Raw genomic sequence first — 17205 nt, 5'->3', positions numbered from 1 at the left:
CGCTGCTGCGCCGCCTGTACCTGGAAGTGGCCAACGGCGGCTTCGGACCCTCCGTCGGCGCTCTCGGCGTTCCCGGAGGCGAGTGGATCGGCGATTGGGAAGACATCCTCGACGTCCACCAGGCCTTCACCGCCGACCCCGAGGGTTTCGCACCTCACGGGTTGATCTGGCTCGTCGACTGGGGCTGCAACATATGGACGCTGACCGACTGCCGGGACTCGGAAGGGATCGGTCTGGGGCTGGGCTCGGAACTGGCCCTGTGTGTCTTTGACGAAGCGCACCTCCTCGGTGACCGGGCTGGCTGCCCGGAGCTGCCGACAGTGCTGCATGGCGCGGCGTCACGGCTGCTCGACAACTTGCCGACGGAGAACAGCGGCTGGCGTTGCATCTGGGCATCAAGGTCACCCGGACGCAACGCCTCGTCTGAGTTCCGGCTCAGCCCATCACCGTGCCCGAGTTCGCGGTGTTTCGGTTGCGCTTACGAGAGAACGCACCTAGGTCGATCTCCAGGCCGGTGCGCGGGGCCCGGAACCGGACAGGCGACGCGTCGTGGTCGACGCCGTTCTCCACCTGGTTGATCAACTCCGTCATCAACTGCCCCACGACCGGCGCGTTCTTGAACTGGTTGCCGCTCGTTCCGATCGCGACGTAGTAGCCCTCGAGTTCGGTGCGGTCGTAGATCGGAGTCCAATCGTCGGCGACGTCGTAAACGCCCACCACGCCGCGCGCCCGGTTGGGCACCGGCAGACCGGCCAACCGCCGCGCGGCCCGCGTCACCTGAACCTCGAAGACTGCGGCCGTCGGGTGGATGTCGACGGTGTCCGGGTCGTCGGTCCACTGCATCGGATCACACTCCGGTTCCGTTCCGCCTACGAGCAGGTTCCCTCCTACTTCACTGCGGAAATAGGTGCCCAGATCCATGTCGGCCACCACGGGCCCCTCATAGCCCTCCAGGATCGGCACGTGCGCTACTTCTTGCCTCATCGGGCGCACTCCGACCGTGAAGTCGGAACCCACGCCGGCCAACCGATTCAACGCGCCCGACCACGGTCCGGCCGCGTTGACCACGACGGCACAGGGAATCCGGGTGCCGTCCGACAGTCGCACCGATGTCACGCGCCCGCCGGCCATATCCACCGCTGACACCGTGCTGCGGAAGCGGAACTCCGCCCCGCACGCCGAGGCCGCGGAGGCGAGGTTTACGGCGGCGAGGCTCGGGTCTGAGACGTAACCGGCGTCCGGGGTGTACACGCCACCGAGCGAGTGTTTCGCGTCCTTCCAGAATTCGTCGTCGTCGAGCCGCTTCGGCGGCCAATAGCGGCCGGCGTCGATGCCTGGAACGCGCTCGGCCAATGTCGCGCTGTCCCATTCCTCGTAGGGAACACCGACCTCATCGAATAACGGAAGCCACGACGTACGCGGAGCCGCCTCGACGTCCAGCATGACCAGCCCACTCTTGCGGAATATCGCGAGGTCGCCGACATCGTGCTCGAGGTGGCCGGCCCAGTCGAGCCAGCCGAAATGCGCCTCCCACGCCATCGCCACCCCGGCGGTGGTGGAGAAGTTGAATCGGACGATCGCACTCGATGCCGAGGTCGACCCCTGTCCGGCCCCCGGGGTCCGATCGAGCACGATAACGCGGTGCCCAGCCCGCGCAAGCTCAAGGGCGATCGACGAACCGATCACACCTGCCCCGATCACGACCATATCGGTACTCGCATGTCGTCCTCTCTCATAGCGCACGGCAGGTCCTGAGGTAGCTGAGGAACGAGGCCTGCAGGCCGGTCACGTGCGTTTCGCGCAGGACCGCGCTGGTGACGGCTCCGCCGCGGGCGGTCAGGCGGTGCAGGACGGTGGCCGTGTTCTTCGCGAGGGTCTGGTAGACGGCCAGGTCTCCGAGAAGCTCTCGGTCGTTTACGGTCAGGTGAAGCTTGGCGGTAGGCAGGTTGTCGCCCATCTTTTCGAGCTGGGCGAAGACCTGACTGTCTTCACTGGCAACGCCGGGACTGCCTGCTCCGATGCTCTCGAAGAGCGTATTGCCGGTGAGCCAGGCATAGAGACTGAAGAGTCCGCCGTAGGAGTAGCCGAAGAGGCCGTGACCGCTCATGGCTGTGCCGTAGTCGTGTTCGATCCGTGGGTGCAGTTCCGCAGTAAGGAAGCTCAGGAACGCGTCGGCGCGGGAGGCGCGTAGCTCGGCGAGATAGGCATCGGCTTCCTCGCGTGTCATCGCGCCCATTTGGAGTGCCATTTCCACGGCATCGACGAATTCCTTGGCGATGGGCTCGCCGGGTGGCACGAGGTCTCTGTTGCGCAGCCGTTCCCAGTGCCGGGCTTTCTCGCCCGCGTAGCCGACGCTGACTTGGATGTAGGGCTGGATCCGCTGCATGGGGTCCCGCTGGGTGACGATGAGCGGAGCCGTCATGCCCACGGCCCAGTTGCCGTCGAGCACGTACACGACAGGCGCTCGCGTCGTGGCGGGGTCGTAGCCCGGTGGCGTGGTGACCCAGACGCCGTAGTCGTGCCCTCCGCTGGAACGCGTCTCGAAATAGTCTGTGTCGGCGAGGCAGCCCTGCCACATGGCGCTCATCGCAGGTCCTTCACAACGCGTCCGGCCTGGACGACGACGATGGCGTTGGACGGGTCGGCGAAAAGCGTCGGATCTTCAAGCGGGTCGCCCTTCCAGAGCACAAGGTCTGCTTGCATGCCGGGAGCGATGCCCCCCACCTCGCTGGACAGGCCGAGGATCTCGGCATTGGTCTTCGTGGCCGCCACGAGAGCTTCCATCGGTGTCTCAAGTTCCGCGCGCAATCTGAGCTCCTCGCCTCGACGGTTCTGAGCCGGACCGATGAGATCGGAACCCAGCCCGATCCGTACTCCGGCCTCCTTGGCGACAGCGAGCGCCTCGGTCATCCGCTCACGAACACCCATCACACGATCGCGGGTCGATTCGTCGAGGCCCGCTCCAGCGGTGTCGTGCAGCAGTTGCTCGACGATGGCGAACGTGGGCACGAGGGCGACCTCGCGAGTGGCCATCAGGGTGGCCGTGGACGCATCTAGGTCGGTGCCGTGCTCGACACAACGTACCCCGGCCTCGACGGCGTTCCGAACGCCTTCGTTGTTGTGGGCGTGAACAGTCACGTAGGTGCCACGTGCCGCGGCTTCTTGAACAGCGACGGCGATCTCTTCCACAGTGAACTGGGTGTCGGTCAGCCGGTCGCGAGCGCCGACCACTCCGCCTGTCACGCATAGCTTCAGGAAGGAGGCTCCGCGACGGAAGGCCTCGCGCACGTTGCCTCGCAGCTCGTCGGCGTTGCCCGACATCATGGACAGGGCGCACAAACCCGGAACGTGATGGCTGCTCCACAGCTCGGTGGGTTCCCAGTCGGCTCCGTAGTAGCCGTGCCCGCCTGTCTGGCACTGAACAGGTCCACATGACAACACGCGCGGTCCCCTGACCTTGCCCTTCGCGATCGTGGTGACGACGCCGCCGTCGATCCCGCCGGTGTCTCGAACGGTCGTGAAGCCGGCATCGAGTGTCGCGCCAGCCGTGGCGAAGATGTCCGCCGCGATCTCAGCGGCACTGATCTGAAACGAGAACTGCGGCCGGATCAGGCTCGACAAGCCCAGGTGAACGTGAGCGTCGATCAGGCCAGGCGTCATCGTCAGCCCCTCGGCATCGAGGCGCTCGCCGTGTGCGCTGGAGGCACCAAGCCGGGCGATATGCCCGTCTTCGATGCTGACGTCGACGTTGACGGGGTCGCGACCCGACCCGTCGACGACCGCCGCGCCGACTACCTGAAAACTTCCCACCAGTCGTCCCCTCCGTCGTTGCGAGCCGACTGAGACCATGTGTGAAGCACCACGACACCGCAGTCGTTCTTTTCCAATGGATAAACTGTGGGAGTGATCCTGTCAAGCACGGAACGCAAAGGCGACGCACGCGAGCGTCTCTTGGCCCGGCTTCTCGACGCCTACGAGGAGGCGCTTCCCTCACCGGCGGTGTCGCTCCGTGAGATCGCCGCCAGGACCCAGACCAGCCACGCCCTCCTGCGGTACCACTTCGGGTCGCTCTCGGGTGTCTTGGCGGCCATGCTCAAGGCACAGCGATCTCGTGACAACGAGGCGCTTTTCGAGGCCGCCCAGCAAGGCAGCTTCGACGACCTCGTCGTGGCGATCTGGCGGGCCTACACTCGGCCGGAGCAGCTGTCGCGTGTCCGTGGCTTCTTCCACGTCGTAGGACTGGCCGCGCACAGCCCGGAGGACTTTCGTGAGTTCATCGACTCGCTCGATGACCTGACCAAGATGCTGGCCTCGCTGGCGGAACGCGAAGGGCTCGACGCCAAGGAAGCGCTGGCTTTGGCCACCGTCACCATTGCCGCGATGCGTGGCCTGCTCTTGCAGGAGGTTCTGACACCAACAGCCCACTCGGAGGACGCGGTGACCCTGATCCTGCGCATAAGCAAGGACCAATCCGTTCCACGGACACACCCGGGGCCTTGAGCAGGTAGGCACCCCTCTGTGTCAAGAGGCGGCGGCGGGGGTTGTTCTAGGGCCAAGGCCGGGTAGTTAGGGCGTTGCGGCTGCTGTCAAGCGGGGTTTGCGGGGTTTGCGGGGTGGGGATGGTGTGGGTGGTGGGAGTGGTTCGGTGGTGTCGTCGTGGATGGTGATGGCGAGGTTGGTGATCTTCTGGTTGGTGGTGGGTCTGCCGGGTGGGTGTTTGGCGTAGCGGGACAGTGGTGATTTGACGCGGCGGGTGCTGGTGCGTGCTCGGCGTGGTGGGAGGAGTTCAGCGAGGACGGCGCGGCCGATAGCGCCGGTGAGGTCGGTGTTCTCGGGCAGGACGTCGGCGGCGTTGGTGAGTTGTTCCCGGGCGGTGTGCAGGGCGATGGTGAAGCTGGCCCGGTCGGGGTCGGTCCCGGGCCGGGTTTCGGTGGCGTGGACCATCGCGGTGCGCAGCGCCTGGTAGACGGTCAGCAGTGCCCACAGTTCCTGCTGGATGCCGGTCGGGTCGCCGGAGCGCAGGATTCGTCCGTGCAGGATGGTGTGGCGCAGGGCGTAGTACGCCGATTCGTGTTCCCAGCGCTGGTGATAGAGCTCGACCAGGCGGTGTGCCGGGTGCCGGCGGGGGTCGCGCAGGGAGGTGACGAGGCGGTAGACGCCGGTGTAGGTGGTGGCGTCGGCGCAGGTGACGGTGACGGTGGCGTCGATGACCCGGACGGGGACGTGGTTGAGGACGCTCAGGTATGAGCCGTCGTCGAGGCGGGCCAGGACCGGCAGGCGGCGGTTGCCGCGCAGCCGGCCCAGGAATTGGGCGCCGGTGCCGGCGACCGCGGTCAGGAACATGTTGGAGTCGAAGCCCTTGTCCCACAGCACGAGCATGCCGGCATCCAGCAGATGCAGCAGTTTGCTGGCGTAGCTGGTCTCGCCCTCGGCGGTCGGTCCGAACACCGCACCGAGCATGCCGCGGGTGCCGGTCTCGACCAGCGTCATCAACTCCACCGCCGGGTAGCCGTTTCCGGTGCGTTTGCCGAGCCAGGCACGGTTGCGGGCGGTGTCGGCGGTGCGTTGGGAGGTACAACCGTCGAAGGACACCGTGCGATAGCGGCCGAACCGCACCCCGGGAGTGTGTGGCTGCGCGAGAGGCCCGGCGAGGACCTCGAAGAGGGCCTTCACCGGAGCGGGACCGACGCGGCGGCGCAGGTCACGTAGCCCTTTACCCGATGGGACGACCACGACCAGCCCCACCAGCCCGGCGATCATCTTGGCCCAGACCCGCCGGTAGCCGACCTCCGGGAACAGGCACATCGCCAGCACGAAGTACACCCCGACCCGGGACGGCAGGTTCCGTAGTCTTGCCTGCACCGTACCGGTCTCGGCCAGCACCGCATCGACGAGTTCAAAGGGCACGATCGAGGTGAGTTCCCCGAGATGGCCCGGGGCGAACACTCCCGCCGCGACCCGGACAGTGCGGGTGATGGCGGCCACAGTGCGGGACAGGGCAGAATGATCCGGCAACGGAACTCCCGGGCAGAAACGGTGGATCTTGGTCGACCGCCAGTTCTACCGGAGTTCCGTTGCTTTTACCGCCCCCGGGCCCATCGGCTTGACAGCCACGCCCGCCGCCTAACTACCCGGCCTTGGTTCTAGGGCGTGTCTCGTGGATCTTCGGGGCGGGTTTTGGTAGATAGATTGGCGTGTCTCGACGGCATGAGTTGACCGATGACGAGTGGGCGCTTCTGGCGCCGTTGCTGCCAGCGGATCCGCCGCGTGGGGGCCGATGGCGTGACCATCGGACGACGGTCTCGGGGATCTTGTACCGGGAACGTACCGGGATTCCGTGGCGTGACCTGCCGGAGCGTTTCGGTCCGTGGAAGACGGTCTACCAGCGCAAACGCAGGTGGGCGATGGACGGGACCTGGTCGCGGATCTGCGCGGCGTTGCGGATCGACTGCGACGCCGAGGAAGGCGACGAGTGGACGGTCGGGGTGGACACCTCCTCGATCCGGGCGCACCAGCACGCGGCGGGTGCTCGGCACGCCCCGGCGGCGGATCACCCGAAAGGGGGAAGCCGCCAGGGACGAAAAGGGCGGAAGGGAAGCCCTCGGCCGGTCCCGTGGCGGGTTGACCACCAAGCTGCACCTGGCCGCTGACCGGCGTTGCCGTCCGATCGCGCGGCACACCACGTGCGGGCAGCGGGCCGACTGCACCGGCTTCACGCAGGTCATGGCCGCTATCCGGATTCCCCGCCGGGTCGGCCGGCCGCGTACCCGTCCCGGGCATGTCCTGGCTGACAAGGCGTACAGCTCGAAGGCTATCCGTTCTCACTTACGCCGTCGCGGCATCAAGGCCACGATCCCGATCAAGGCCGATCAGGCGGCCAACCGTCGCGAGAAGGGATCTCGCGGCGGCCGGCCACCGAACTTCGACCGGGAGCGCTACAAGCAGCGCAACACCGCTGAGCGGGCGTTCAACAAGCTCAAGCAGTTCCGGGCGGTCGCGACCAGGTACGACAAGCGCGACTACATGTACCAGGCCACCGTCGACATCGCCACGATGAAGATCTGGCTACGTGACCTCACCCAAGATCGACGAGACACGGCCTAGGCTCAAGGCCGGGTAGTTAGGGTCTGCCGAGAAATAAGTAGAGGTTTTCCTGTCCGGCCGTGTTGGATGTGGTATGGCCGTGACGGTGGAAACCGAACAAATGCTGGCGGCGAAGTTCGAAGCGATCTTTCCGCATCTGGATGAGCGGCAGCGTCGCCTGCTGATGGGCGCTGAGGCGCGGGCGTTGGGGCACGGCGGGATCCGGGCGGTGGCCCGGGCTGCCGGGGTCGCCGAGAACACGGTCTCTCGCGGCGTGTCCGACTTGGACGCGGGCGATCCCCCTTTGGGTAGGGCACGCCGCCTGGGCGGAGGCCGCAGAAGCCTGTCCGAGACGGATCCGCGGTTGCGCCCGGCGTTGCTGGCTCTGGTCGAGCCGGACGAGCGGGGCGATCCGATGTCGCCTCTGCGGTGGACGACCAAGTCGACCCGCACCCTCGCCGCGGAGTTGACCCGTCAGGGCCACCCGGTGGGCGCCGACACCGTGGCCGACCTGCTGCGGTCCGACGGGTTCAGCCTGCAGGCCAACGCCAAGACCATCGAGGGTAAGCAGCATCCGGACCGCGACGCGCAGTTCCGCTACATCAACGACCAGGTCAGAGACCATCAGGACACCGGTGACCCGGTCGTCAGCGTGGACACCAAGAAGAAGGAACTGGTCGGCCCGTTCGCCAACGCCGGCCGCCAGTGGCGGCCGGCCGGTGAACCGGTCGCTACCCGCACTCACGACTTCCCCGACAGCGAGCTGGGCAAGGCGGTGCCTTACGGCATCTACGACCTGGCCGCCAACACCGGCTGGGTCAACGTCGGCACCGACCACGACACCGCCGCGTTCGCCGTGGAGTCGATCCGCCGTTGGTGGAACAGCATCGGCTCCAGCGACTATCCGCACGCCAGGCGGCTGCTGATCACCGCGGACGCGGGTGGCTCCAACGGCTACCGCACCCGCGCCTGGAAAGCGGAACTGGCCGCCCTCGCCGTGCAGACAGGGCTGGACATCACCGTGTGCCACTTCCCACCCGGCACCTCAAAGTGGAACAAGGTCGAACACCGGCTGTTCTCCCACATCACCATGAACTGGCGGGGCCGGCCGCTGACCAGCCATGACGTGATCGTGCAGAGCATCGCCGCCACCACGACCCGCACCGGCCTACGCGTACACGCCGCCCTCGACACCAACACCTACGACACCGGCGTACGCCTCAGCGACCGACAACACGACGCGCTACCGCTGAGCCGCCACGACTGGCACGGTGAGTGGAACTACACCCTGCACCCCGAGGAATACGAACAGGTCAACAACGCCCCCGACCCGTTCGACCAGCCCAGCCCCGACCTGGCCTGGCTAGCGCATCCGGCCCTGACCGGACTACCCCCCGACGAGTGGGACGCACTGATCACCACCCTGATGACACTGCACGACCAGCAGCGGGAAACACGCCTGAACAAGCGACGCGGTCACCGTCCCCGACTGACCGCGCCCGGCACCGGCCGCCGCCCCGTCCTCACCCTCGCCGACCGGCTCATCGCCGCCATCCTGCACCACCGACTCGCCCTGTCCCAGGTCGCCGTCGCCGCCCTGTTCAGCGTCCGACCCGAAACAATCAACAGGCGGATACGCGAGACCCGGCAACTCCTGCAACAGGCGGGACACAGCATCCAACCCGGCCCACAGCGACTCGCCACCCTAAACGACCTCTACACCCTCGCCACCACAGAAGGCATCACCACCCCGCCAGAGCCCAAAGCCGCGTGTTGATGATCTGCAGCCCCTTAGGCGGCGGGCGTGGCTGTCAAGCCGATGGGCCCGGGGGCGGTAAAAGCAACGGAACTCCGGTAGAACTGGCGGTCGACCAAGATCCACCGTTTCTGCCCGGGAGTTCCGTTGCCGGATCATTCTGCCCTGTCCCGCACTGTGGCCGCCATCACCCGCACTGTCCGGGTCGCGGCGGGAGTGTTCGCCCCGGGCCATCTCGGGGAACTCACCTCGATCGTGCCCTTTGAACTCGTCGATGCGGTGCTGGCCGAGACCGGTACGGTGCAGGCAAGACTACGGAACCTGCCGTCCCGGGTCGGGGTGTACTTCGTGCTGGCGATGTGCCTGTTCCCGGAGGTCGGCTACCGGCGGGTCTGGGCCAAGATGATCGCCGGGCTGGTGGGGCTGGTCGTGGTCGTCCCATCGGGTAAAGGGCTACGTGACCTGCGCCGCCGCGTCGGTCCCGCTCCGGTGAAGGCCCTCTTCGAGGTCCTCGCCGGGCCTCTCGCGCAGCCACACACTCCCGGGGTGCGGTTCGGCCGCTATCGCACGGTGTCCTTCGACGGTTGTACCTCCCAACGCACCGCCGACACCGCCCGCAACCGTGCCTGGCTCGGCAAACGCACCGGAAACGGCTACCCGGCGGTGGAGTTGATGACGCTGGTCGAGACCGGCACCCGCGGCATGCTCGGTGCGGTGTTCGGACCGACCGCCGAGGGCGAGACCAGCTACGCCAGCAAACTGCTGCATCTGCTGGATGCCGGCATGCTCGTGCTGTGGGACAAGGGCTTCGACTCCAACATGTTCCTGACCGCGGTCGCCGGCACCGGCGCCCAATTCCTGGGCCGGCTGCGCGGCAACCGCCGCCTGCCGGTCCTGGCCCGCCTCGACGACGGCTCATACCTGAGCGTCCTCAACCACGTCCCCGTCCGGGTCATCGACGCCACCGTCACCGTCACCTGCGCCGACGCCACCACCTACACCGGCGTCTACCGCCTCGTCACCTCCCTGCGCGACCCCCGCCGGCACCCGGCACACCGCCTGGTCGAGCTCTATCACCAGCGCTGGGAACACGAATCGGCGTACTACGCCCTGCGCCACACCATCCTGCACGGACGAATCCTGCGCTCCGGCGACCCGACCGGCATCCAGCAGGAACTGTGGGCACTGCTGACCGTCTACCAGGCGCTGCGCACCGCGATGGTCCACGCCACCGAAACCCGGCCCGGGACCGACCCCGACCGGGCCAGCTTCACCATCGCCCTGCACACCGCCCGGGAACAACTCACCAACGCCGCCGACGTCCTGCCCGAGAACACCGACCTCACCGGCGCTATCGGCCGCGCCGTCCTCGCTGAACTCCTCCCACCACGCCGAGCACGCACCAGCACCCGCCGCGTCAAATCACCACTGTCCCGCTACGCCAAACACCCACCCGGCAGACCCACCACCAACCAGAAGATCACCAACCTCGCCATCACCATCCACGACGACACCACCGAACCACTCCCACCACCCACACCATCCCCACCCCGCAAACCCCGCAAACCCCGCTTGACAGCAGCCGCAACGCCCTAACTACCCGGCCTTGGGCCTAGGCTGGGGTGCGGCGGGTCCGGGAAGTGGCTTTTCCGAAGTGTCGATCTTGGGGTTTGGGTCGGCCGCGCTGGATTGCAGAGTCGCCCCCGCGTGTCCTTCCGGGCCCGTCCTGATCAGCTTCGCGTCGGCCACCATCTGCCGGTAGACGATGTCGGACAGGCGCCGTTTCAGTGCCCGTAGGGCCTCCATCGGGGTTTTGCCCGCGGCCAGTCTGCGCCGGTAGTAGCGGCGTCCTTCGGTGTCACGGCGTAGCTGGACGATGGCCATGATGTGTAGGGCCCGGTTGATGCGCCGGTTCCCGGCTCTGGAGAGTCGGTGGCGGTTCTGCTCGCCGGAGGAGGCGTCGATCGGTGCGGTGCCGTTCCACGAGGCGAAGTGGGCGCGGCTGGTGAACCGGGCGATGTCTGCGATGTCGCCGAGCAGGCGGGCCGCGCCGGACGGTCCGATGCCGGTCAGGTCCAGCGTCGTGCAGGTACCGGAGCTCAATCAACCGACGTTGCTCGGGCACCGACGCTCGGCCGCGGCGGTGCCAGAGTCGGGGAGCCTGGGCGACATGGGGTGGCGGGGCGGGGCCGGACATCCATGGTCCTCCGAGGCATCGATTGCTGGCCCGGACGCTCAACGAGCGGGCAGGAGCCGGGTCGCGATAGGGATTCGGATTGACCATAATCACGACCGGTCGCTAAAGTGGTTGGCATGGAGACTATTCCGATCACGGAAGCCAAGGCCCGGATCGCCGAACTCGCCGACCGGGTCGCCCGGGAGCATGACCACTTCACGATCACCCGTAACGGCCGGGCCGACGTGATGCTGATCTCGGTGGCCGAGTACGAGTCGATGCGGGAAACGCTCGACCTGCTGTCCGACGACGAGACCCTCGCAGACCTGCGCCAGTCGCGGGAGGATTTCGCAGCCGGCGACACGTTCTCGGTGGACGAGGTTCGTGCCGAGCTGGAGCGGCGTCGAAGCAGGGCAGCCTGATGCCTCCGGGGGGCAAGCGGGTGGACGACCGCACCAACGAACCCCTCAGCCCATACACGGTGATGTTCTCCCGGCAGGCTCGCCGCAATCTGCACGAGGACCTGCCGTTGGAGGTGGCGGTTGCGGCGACGGAAACCATCCAGCGGGCGATCGCGATCAACCCGTATCGAGTGGGCAAGCCTCTCGACGAACCCTTCGACGGCTTCCATTCCGCCCGGCGCGGCACGTACCGGATCGTCTATCGGATCAACGAGGCGAAACGAGTCGTGGAGATCCACTCGATCCGCCACCGGCGTGACGCCTACCGTTCGTAGGACACCTTCCAGGTCGGGTCCGGCGATGCCGCCGCTGTGGCCGCGACGGCATGACACTCCTTGGCTGTGGGCCCTCAGCGAGGCGAGTTGGGCGGATTCAGTGGCAGTGGGTCGCCGGCGATGGTGGCGGTGTGGTTCGCATGGTGGCGCCTCCGGTCCACAGATGATCTTATGCGCGAACCGTCCGTCGCCGTTATCAGCCGATGGCCTGTCTGTCGCAGGCGGTGACTAGGATTGCCGCGTGTCTGAACCTGCGGTCGCACTGATCGACCACTGTCCGGAGGCGGGCGAGCTGCGCCCGACCGAGCGTCATGCGTTGGCTGATGTGCACGCCGTGCTGCGACTGTGTGACTCGGGGCGGTTGCGCTGCAGTGACAAGACCCGACGTCCGGCTGCGGCCAGTGTCGTTATGATCGCCGATGCGCTGTCGGGCGGCGACTTCTACCCGGACGAGGCGATCGCTGCGTACGCGTGGCCGCTGCTCGTGCAGGCCGGCGGCCTGGCCGATGTGGTGGGCGGGAAACTTCAGCTGACTACCCGGGGCCGGTCGGCACTCGGGAAACCGGCTGCGGAGGTCATCAGGGGCCTGTGGCGTTCCTGGGTCGACAAGGCGGTGCTTGACGAGTTGAGCCGGGTTGAGCACATCAAGGGCCAGCGCGCCACCAACGTGCTGACCTCGGCGAAGACCCGGCGGCAGCGGGTGTCGGCGGCGCTGGCCACCTGCCGCCCCGGTGTCTGGGTCGAGGTGGATGACCTGTTCGCCTCGATGCGTGCTGCGGGCCTGTCGCCGACGGTCGCGCGTAGCGATCGGGCGCTGTGGAAGTTGTACCTGGTCGACGCTCAGTACGGCAGTCTCGGCTATGCCGGATTCGGTGAGTGGGAGATCCTGGAGGGTCGGTACACCCTCGCGGTCATTTTCGAGTACGCGGCCACGTTGGGCCTTGTCGACATCGCCTATGACGGGCCGGCCGGTGCTCGCGATGACTACCACGGCAACTGGGGTGCCGACGATCTCGATTACCTGAGCCGCTACGACGGACTGCGGGCGCTGCGACTGACCGGGCTCGGGGCGTACGCTCTCGACCTGACCGCGTCGTACCGGACGCCGGTCGACGCAGCACCCATTCGTAGCCTGAAGGTCTTGTCCAACCTGGATGTGGTCGCCATTGGCGAGCTGAGCCCGGCCGACCGCCTCGTCCTCGACGCCTATGCGAAACGGACCACCGAGCGGGTCTGGGCGCTCACCCCGGACACCGTACTCGCCGCCGTCGCCGCCGGTCGCACCGCCGAACAGTTCCGCGACTTCCTGGTTGATCGTATGGAGCAGTCGGAGTTGCCCGCCACCCTGTTGGTGTTGCTCGACGACGTGACGGCTCGCGTCCGGCGGCTACGTGACTTGGGTCAGGTGCGCCTCATCGAATGCGCCGACCCGGCACTGGCCGCACTGATCCACCACGACCGTCGGCTCCGGCCGCTCTGCACCCCGATCGGCGAACGGCACCTCGCCGTCACGGCGGAACACGAACCGGCCTTCCGCCGGGCGCTACAGGCGCTGGGCTATGCCCTACCAGTCCGATAGCCCGGACTGACGAGGCGATCTCCACCGAGACGGCGTCTCGTACCCACTCATTGGCCCGACCTGCTGCTCTCGTCGTCGCGCCGTGGGCTGCCCCGTCGGCCCGGTTGGTAGCCTCTGTGGGTTTCGTATCGTCGAGCCGGGCAGAGGCCAGTGGGCAAGAACAGTCGGGAACGGCACAAGGCCAAGCGGAAGGCCGCGGAGGCGGCTCAGCGTCGAAGGGCCGCCGGGAAGTCCGGCCCCGACGACCCGCTGAGCCTGTTCGGCGTGCCACATGTTCCGTCCCAGCGTCGGATCGCCGAACAGATCATCGACCAGGCGGTCCACGCCCAGCACCGCGACGAGACCGCCGAGCTCGACCGCTGCCGCGCCCTGCTGACCACTGGCCCCGGCGGTGCTACCGGCATCCAGGTCGTCAACCGGGCCTTGTTGGCCTTCCTGCTTCGCGAGGTGGAGCACGCGTGGCGGCGCGGCTGGCAGCCGGCCGAGCTGGCACGGGTGGCCCGCCGCGAGTACACCACGCGGCACGGCCGGCTCATGGTCGACGCCATCGCGGCGCAGATGCGCAGCTATTCCACGGCGACGGTCGATCGGCGGTGGCAGTCGCAGTTGGCTGCCCTCGACGCGCAGGTGTGGTGGGCGCACGACGACCACTATGTGACCGCCTGGGGCGAACGGCAGGCCCTCGACCGCGTCGGGGTGATCGCCATCATGGTCGAGGTACTTCATCTTCTCGCGACGCTGCCGGCGATCGAGCAGGTCGGCCCGATGCCGGGCACTGCCATGTCCGCCGCAGTGGTACCGCCTGACGACCTCGATCAGCGGATGATCGATCGGGTCCGGGCGTTGCTGGCCAAGGCGGAGTCCACCGATTTCCCGGAGGAGGCCGACGCCTTCACGGCGAAGGCACAGGAGTTGATGGCCCGTCATCGCATCGATCACGCCCTGCTCGTCGCTGCGTCGGGCGAACGCGACCAACCAGTGACCCGGCGGGTGAGCATCGACAATCCGTACGAGGCGCCGAAGACGCTGCTGCTGCAGGTCGTCGCGGAGGCCAACAGTTGTCGGGCGGTGTGGATGAAGCGGTTCGGCTTCACCACCATCGTCGGCTTTCCGGCCGATCTGGAGTCGACCGAACTGCTGTTCACCTCGCTGCTCGTGCAGGCGACGAGGGCGATGACGCAGGCCAAGCCGAGCATTGACAAGTACGGACGCAACACGACCCGATCGTTCCGACAGTCATTCCTTACGGCGTACGCGTCGCGGATCGGTGAACGGCTCAGCGCCGCCACCGAGGGGGTGGACCGGGAGATGACCGCGTCGGCGGGCGCCGCCCAGCTGCTGCCTGTACTCGCTGCGCGTGACGGCGCGGTGCGTGATGCCTTCGAGAGGCAGTTCCCCGACCTGACAGAGCACGCGACGGCCATCAACAACCGGGAGGGCTGGGCCTCGGGCCGGGCCGCGGCCGACCGGGCTGCACTGCACAGGCGGCAACCGGTCGCACACGAATAGTCGGCTGTTGTGTCGAGCCCGTCGACCGGCCTCGGCAAGAGAGCCCTGTCTACCAGCGGCGTGACCTGCGCAGACGTAGTGGGAGCGGGTTACCGGTGATGGTCGCCGGTTGGTTCGCATGGTGGTACGTCCGGCCCACCCTTTCAACTGGGGAAATAGCCCCGCATCACTATTTTGGCCTCCTTCCGTTGGGGCATTTGTTGGATTTTTGGCCCTAGCTAGTGTCCGAGCACCCATCGAGCACCCAACTCTGGAATGACGCCTGGCGACATCACGCGTAGCTGCTGGTCGGGGGTGCGTCCCGGTGTCGCGAGGCGACGCATGTCGCCGCATTCCCTGGCGAGGGCGTGGGCTCTCGTGGCGCTAGACTCGCCGGCTATGGGTCTCCTCACCTTCAGCCTCAACCTCACCCTGGACGGTTGCGTCGACCATCAGGAGGGGATCGCCGACGATGAGACGCACGCCCGTTTCACCCGTCTTTTGGACGAGTGCGGGGCAATGCTGTGGGGTCGCGTCACCTACGAGATGATGGAGAGCTACTGGCCAGCCGTCGCGCGCGGCGACCAGGAGGCGCCGCCGGCCATGCGCGAGTGGGCGGTCAAGCTGGAGGCCAAACCCAAGTACGTGGTGTCGTCGACGCGCAACGACTTCCCGTGGACCAACAGCCACCACATCGCCGGCGATCTGCGCGAGGGCGTGCAGAAGCTCAAGGACGCGGCCCCGGCCGGGGTCCTCCTCGGAAGCGGCAAGCTCGCGACCGAGCTCGACCGGCTGGACCTGATCGACGAGTACCAGCTGCTCGTCCAACCCAGGATCGCCGGCCACGGCCCGACGCTGTACCAGGGCGGGCTGCCCGGCACGCGCCAGCTCGAACTGCTCTCAGCGGAGCCGCTCCGCAACGGCGCGGTGGCCATGCACTACCGCCGCGCGCGCTGAATCACGCTGGACGGCCGGGGAGCTCGTCGAGGAGTTCGTGGCTGAGGTCGTCAGGGTGGGCGGCGCGGAAGGCTTGCCGACCCCGCCCAGCCCGGCGACGCTCTGCCCGACGACCCCGCCGCCATCGCATGACCAGTTCCAGTTGGGCGAGGGCGCGGTTCCGGCCGACGAACACCGGCGCGGGACGTCGGGGCGCCATCCACACCTTTCGCCGGCCGACCTCCTCGACCTGAGGCAGATTCGCCGGATAGCGATTGATGTTTATCGTGGCCCGGTCGCCAGTCGCGATGACGTTGTTCCTGATGGCTCCGCCCGCGACCGACCGGTCGCCGGCCGCACTGACCCGCCCGGATCCGGGTTGGTCGGGCCGACCCTGCTGCTCGTCGGGACGGCTCCCATCGTCGCGGCTCAAACGACTGCGTCCAATATCCATGGTCTTTCGGAGTGTGGGGACTATCGATACTATATGGATCCGGGCAGGACTGATCGTCAATGGGTCAAGGGTGGCGAGTGGGGGCTCGGACTCCGTTGTCCGGCCACCCGACGTCCGCATTTCCCGAATGATCGACGGATTCGGTCACGCCACGACCGGCGACCAACCGCGCCGCCAGCGGAACATCGACCGGGATTTTGGGGATTCCCGACGCCGGCTCCCCGCCAGTAGTTCGGGGCGGAGCGGAGCCGCTGCGTGCCGCCGCGAGGCGGCGGCACGCAGCACGGCCGGGCCGGTGCCGCGAAGCGTGGCGTCAGGACCAACATCCGACACTCAGGGTGACGACGCACCGGCCGTCGTGTCGTTGATCCGGTTGGGTCGGCCGTCCCGCCGGGCAATGGTGGGGCTCCGCCGACGGATGGGTGCCGGCGCCGGGCCGGCGGGTGGACGGGGCCGACGCCGCCGGCGCGGTCCGGGGGCCCCCAGGTCGAGGAGGTACGCGATGACCCGTCAACAACAGACCGTGGAGGTCGATCCCGTTCTGTTCCGCGCCGTGTACGACTCACCGGCCTCGTTGCCCGGTCGGCACCGCTGGGTCACGCCGGAGCACGACGTCCGGCGGCTGGAGAAGCTGCTCGGGATGCCGCCGCGCAGCATCGGCGCGCCGCTGTGGGTCAGCGGCGACGAGCCGGACTGCCCGAAGTGCGCCCGCCGGGTGACCTGGCTCGACATCGTCTCGTCGGCGCTGCACGGCGTACACGAGCCGGCGATGATCGCCCGGGTGATCCTGGGCGACCGCCGGTACGTCAACACCGAGGTCCCGGCGGCCATCGCCGGGGTGTACTGCGTCGACTGCCGCACCCCGATAGCGGGGCTGCGCAGCTTCAAGTGCCACAACTGGGCGTACGCGTTCGAGGAGCTGGAGGCCGTCGTCGAGCGGATGTCCGGGGCCACCGACCAGCCGGCCCGTTCCCGCCCCGCCGCCACGGCCTGAAGC

Annotated in this window: 16 protein-coding genes; 11 read left to right on the top strand and 5 right to left on the bottom strand. The window is 67.7% G+C overall.

The genetic code is table 11. The features are described from left to right. Window positions 1-435: 435 nt before the first annotated feature. The 3 genes from JD77_RS13345 to JD77_RS13335 are packed head-to-tail and all read right to left on the bottom strand — an operon-like array spanning window position 436 to window position 3810. A complete protein-coding gene (locus JD77_RS13345) occupies window positions 436-1701 on the bottom strand; it encodes an NAD(P)/FAD-dependent oxidoreductase (protein ID WP_211372552.1) in 1266 nt (421 codons plus the stop codon). A gap of 31 nt (window positions 1702-1732) precedes the next feature. Further along, window positions 1733-2587, bottom strand: a complete 855-nt coding sequence (locus JD77_RS13340; RefSeq protein ID WP_145774683.1) for an alpha/beta hydrolase — start codon at window positions 2585-2587, stop codon at window positions 1733-1735. Then, a complete protein-coding gene (locus JD77_RS13335; RefSeq protein ID WP_145774682.1) occupies window positions 2584-3810 on the bottom strand; it encodes a metal-dependent hydrolase family protein in 1227 nt (408 codons plus the stop codon). Before JD77_RS13335 ends, JD77_RS13340 begins: the two co-directional genes overlap by 4 nt. A gap of 87 nt (window positions 3811-3897) precedes the next feature. Between JD77_RS13335 and JD77_RS13330 the strand changes: the two genes are divergently transcribed. Then, window positions 3898-4500 (top strand): TetR/AcrR family transcriptional regulator, encoded by a 603-nt coding sequence (locus JD77_RS13330; protein ID WP_246140652.1) that lies wholly within the window; start codon window positions 3898-3900, stop codon window positions 4498-4500. 66 nt (window positions 4501-4566) lie between these two features. Here the strand turns inward: JD77_RS13330 and JD77_RS13325 are convergent, their stop codons facing one another. Further along, window positions 4567-6015 (bottom strand): IS4 family transposase, encoded by a 1449-nt coding sequence (locus tag JD77_RS13325; protein ID WP_170286341.1) that lies wholly within the window; start codon window positions 6013-6015, stop codon window positions 4567-4569. A gap of 179 nt (window positions 6016-6194) precedes the next feature. Here JD77_RS13325 and JD77_RS35480 point away from each other — a divergent pair, with 179 nt between their 5' ends. The 4 genes from JD77_RS35480 (at window position 6195) to JD77_RS13310 (ending at window position 10435) form a co-directional block, all read left to right on the top strand. Next, complete coding sequence (locus JD77_RS35480) at window positions 6195-6650, top strand: IS5 family transposase (protein WP_425463566.1); 456 nt, start codon at window positions 6195-6197, stop codon at window positions 6648-6650. Continuing rightward, a complete protein-coding gene (locus JD77_RS35475) occupies window positions 6622-7104 on the top strand; it encodes an IS5 family transposase (protein ID WP_425463565.1) in 483 nt (160 codons plus the stop codon). The genes JD77_RS35480 and JD77_RS35475 overlap by 29 nt, the downstream gene beginning before the upstream one ends. Window positions 7105-7177: 73 nt before the next feature. Then, on the top strand, window positions 7178-8860 hold the full coding sequence (locus JD77_RS13315) for an ISAzo13 family transposase (RefSeq protein WP_145774681.1): 1683 nt from the start codon (window positions 7178-7180) through the stop codon (window positions 8858-8860). Between the two features lie 126 nt (window positions 8861-8986). Then, complete coding sequence (locus JD77_RS13310; protein WP_170286341.1) at window positions 8987-10435, top strand: IS4 family transposase; 1449 nt, start codon at window positions 8987-8989, stop codon at window positions 10433-10435. On the opposite strand, the gene JD77_RS13305 is transcribed toward JD77_RS13310, so the two are convergent. Continuing rightward, entirely contained in the window at window positions 10436-10942 is a 507-nt protein-coding gene (locus tag JD77_RS13305) for a transposase (protein WP_246140651.1), read from the bottom strand. A 210-nt stretch (window positions 10943-11152) separates the two neighbouring features. Between JD77_RS13305 and JD77_RS13300 the strand changes: the two genes are divergently transcribed. From JD77_RS13300 to JD77_RS13275, 6 genes are all read left to right on the top strand, one after another. Then, window positions 11153-11437 carry a type II toxin-antitoxin system Phd/YefM family antitoxin gene (locus JD77_RS13300; protein ID WP_077938803.1) on the top strand — a complete coding sequence of 95 codons (285 nt, stop codon included), beginning with the start codon at window positions 11153-11155 and terminating at the stop codon, window positions 11435-11437. A 20-nt stretch (window positions 11438-11457) separates the two neighbouring features. Next, window positions 11458-11751, top strand: coding sequence for a type II toxin-antitoxin system RelE family toxin (locus JD77_RS13295; protein ID WP_145774680.1), 294 nt, complete (start codon window positions 11458-11460; stop codon window positions 11749-11751). A gap of 325 nt (window positions 11752-12076) precedes the next feature. After that, window positions 12077-13330, top strand: coding sequence for a helicase-associated domain-containing protein (locus JD77_RS13290; protein WP_211372550.1), 1254 nt, complete (start codon window positions 12077-12079; stop codon window positions 13328-13330). 150 nt (window positions 13331-13480) lie between these two features. Beyond that, window positions 13481-14839, top strand: coding sequence for a DUF2786 domain-containing protein (locus tag JD77_RS13285; protein ID WP_145774679.1), 1359 nt, complete (start codon window positions 13481-13483; stop codon window positions 14837-14839). Between the two features lie 378 nt (window positions 14840-15217). Continuing rightward, complete coding sequence (locus JD77_RS13280; protein WP_145774678.1) at window positions 15218-15775, top strand: dihydrofolate reductase family protein; 558 nt, start codon at window positions 15218-15220, stop codon at window positions 15773-15775. 935 nt (window positions 15776-16710) lie between these two features. Continuing rightward, window positions 16711-17202: a hypothetical protein gene (locus JD77_RS13275; RefSeq protein ID WP_145774677.1), complete on the top strand. Its 492-nt coding sequence runs from the start codon at window positions 16711-16713 to the stop codon at window positions 17200-17202. Window positions 17203-17205: the final 3 nt, after the last annotated feature.

Origin of the sequence: Micromonospora olivasterospora (assembly GCF_007830265.1) — a bacterium.
Taxonomy (GTDB): domain Bacteria; phylum Actinomycetota; class Actinomycetes; order Mycobacteriales; family Micromonosporaceae; genus Micromonospora; species Micromonospora olivasterospora.
This window is presented reverse-complemented; position numbering and strand designations above follow the sequence as displayed.

Coding starts and splice junctions, on each gene's coding strand:
- JD77_RS13340 (WP_145774683.1), bottom strand. CDS start 2,587: ATGAGCGCCATGTGGCAGGGCTGCCTCGCCGACACAGACTATTTCGAG.
- JD77_RS13315 (WP_145774681.1), top strand. CDS start 7,178: ATGGCCGTGACGGTGGAAACCGAACAAATGCTGGCGGCGAAGTTCGAA.
- JD77_RS13300 (WP_077938803.1), top strand. CDS start 11,153: ATGGAGACTATTCCGATCACGGAAGCCAAGGCCCGGATCGCCGAACTC.
- JD77_RS13280 (WP_145774678.1), top strand. CDS start 15,218: ATGGGTCTCCTCACCTTCAGCCTCAACCTCACCCTGGACGGTTGCGTC.
- JD77_RS13275 (WP_145774677.1), top strand. CDS start 16,711: ATGACCCGTCAACAACAGACCGTGGAGGTCGATCCCGTTCTGTTCCGC.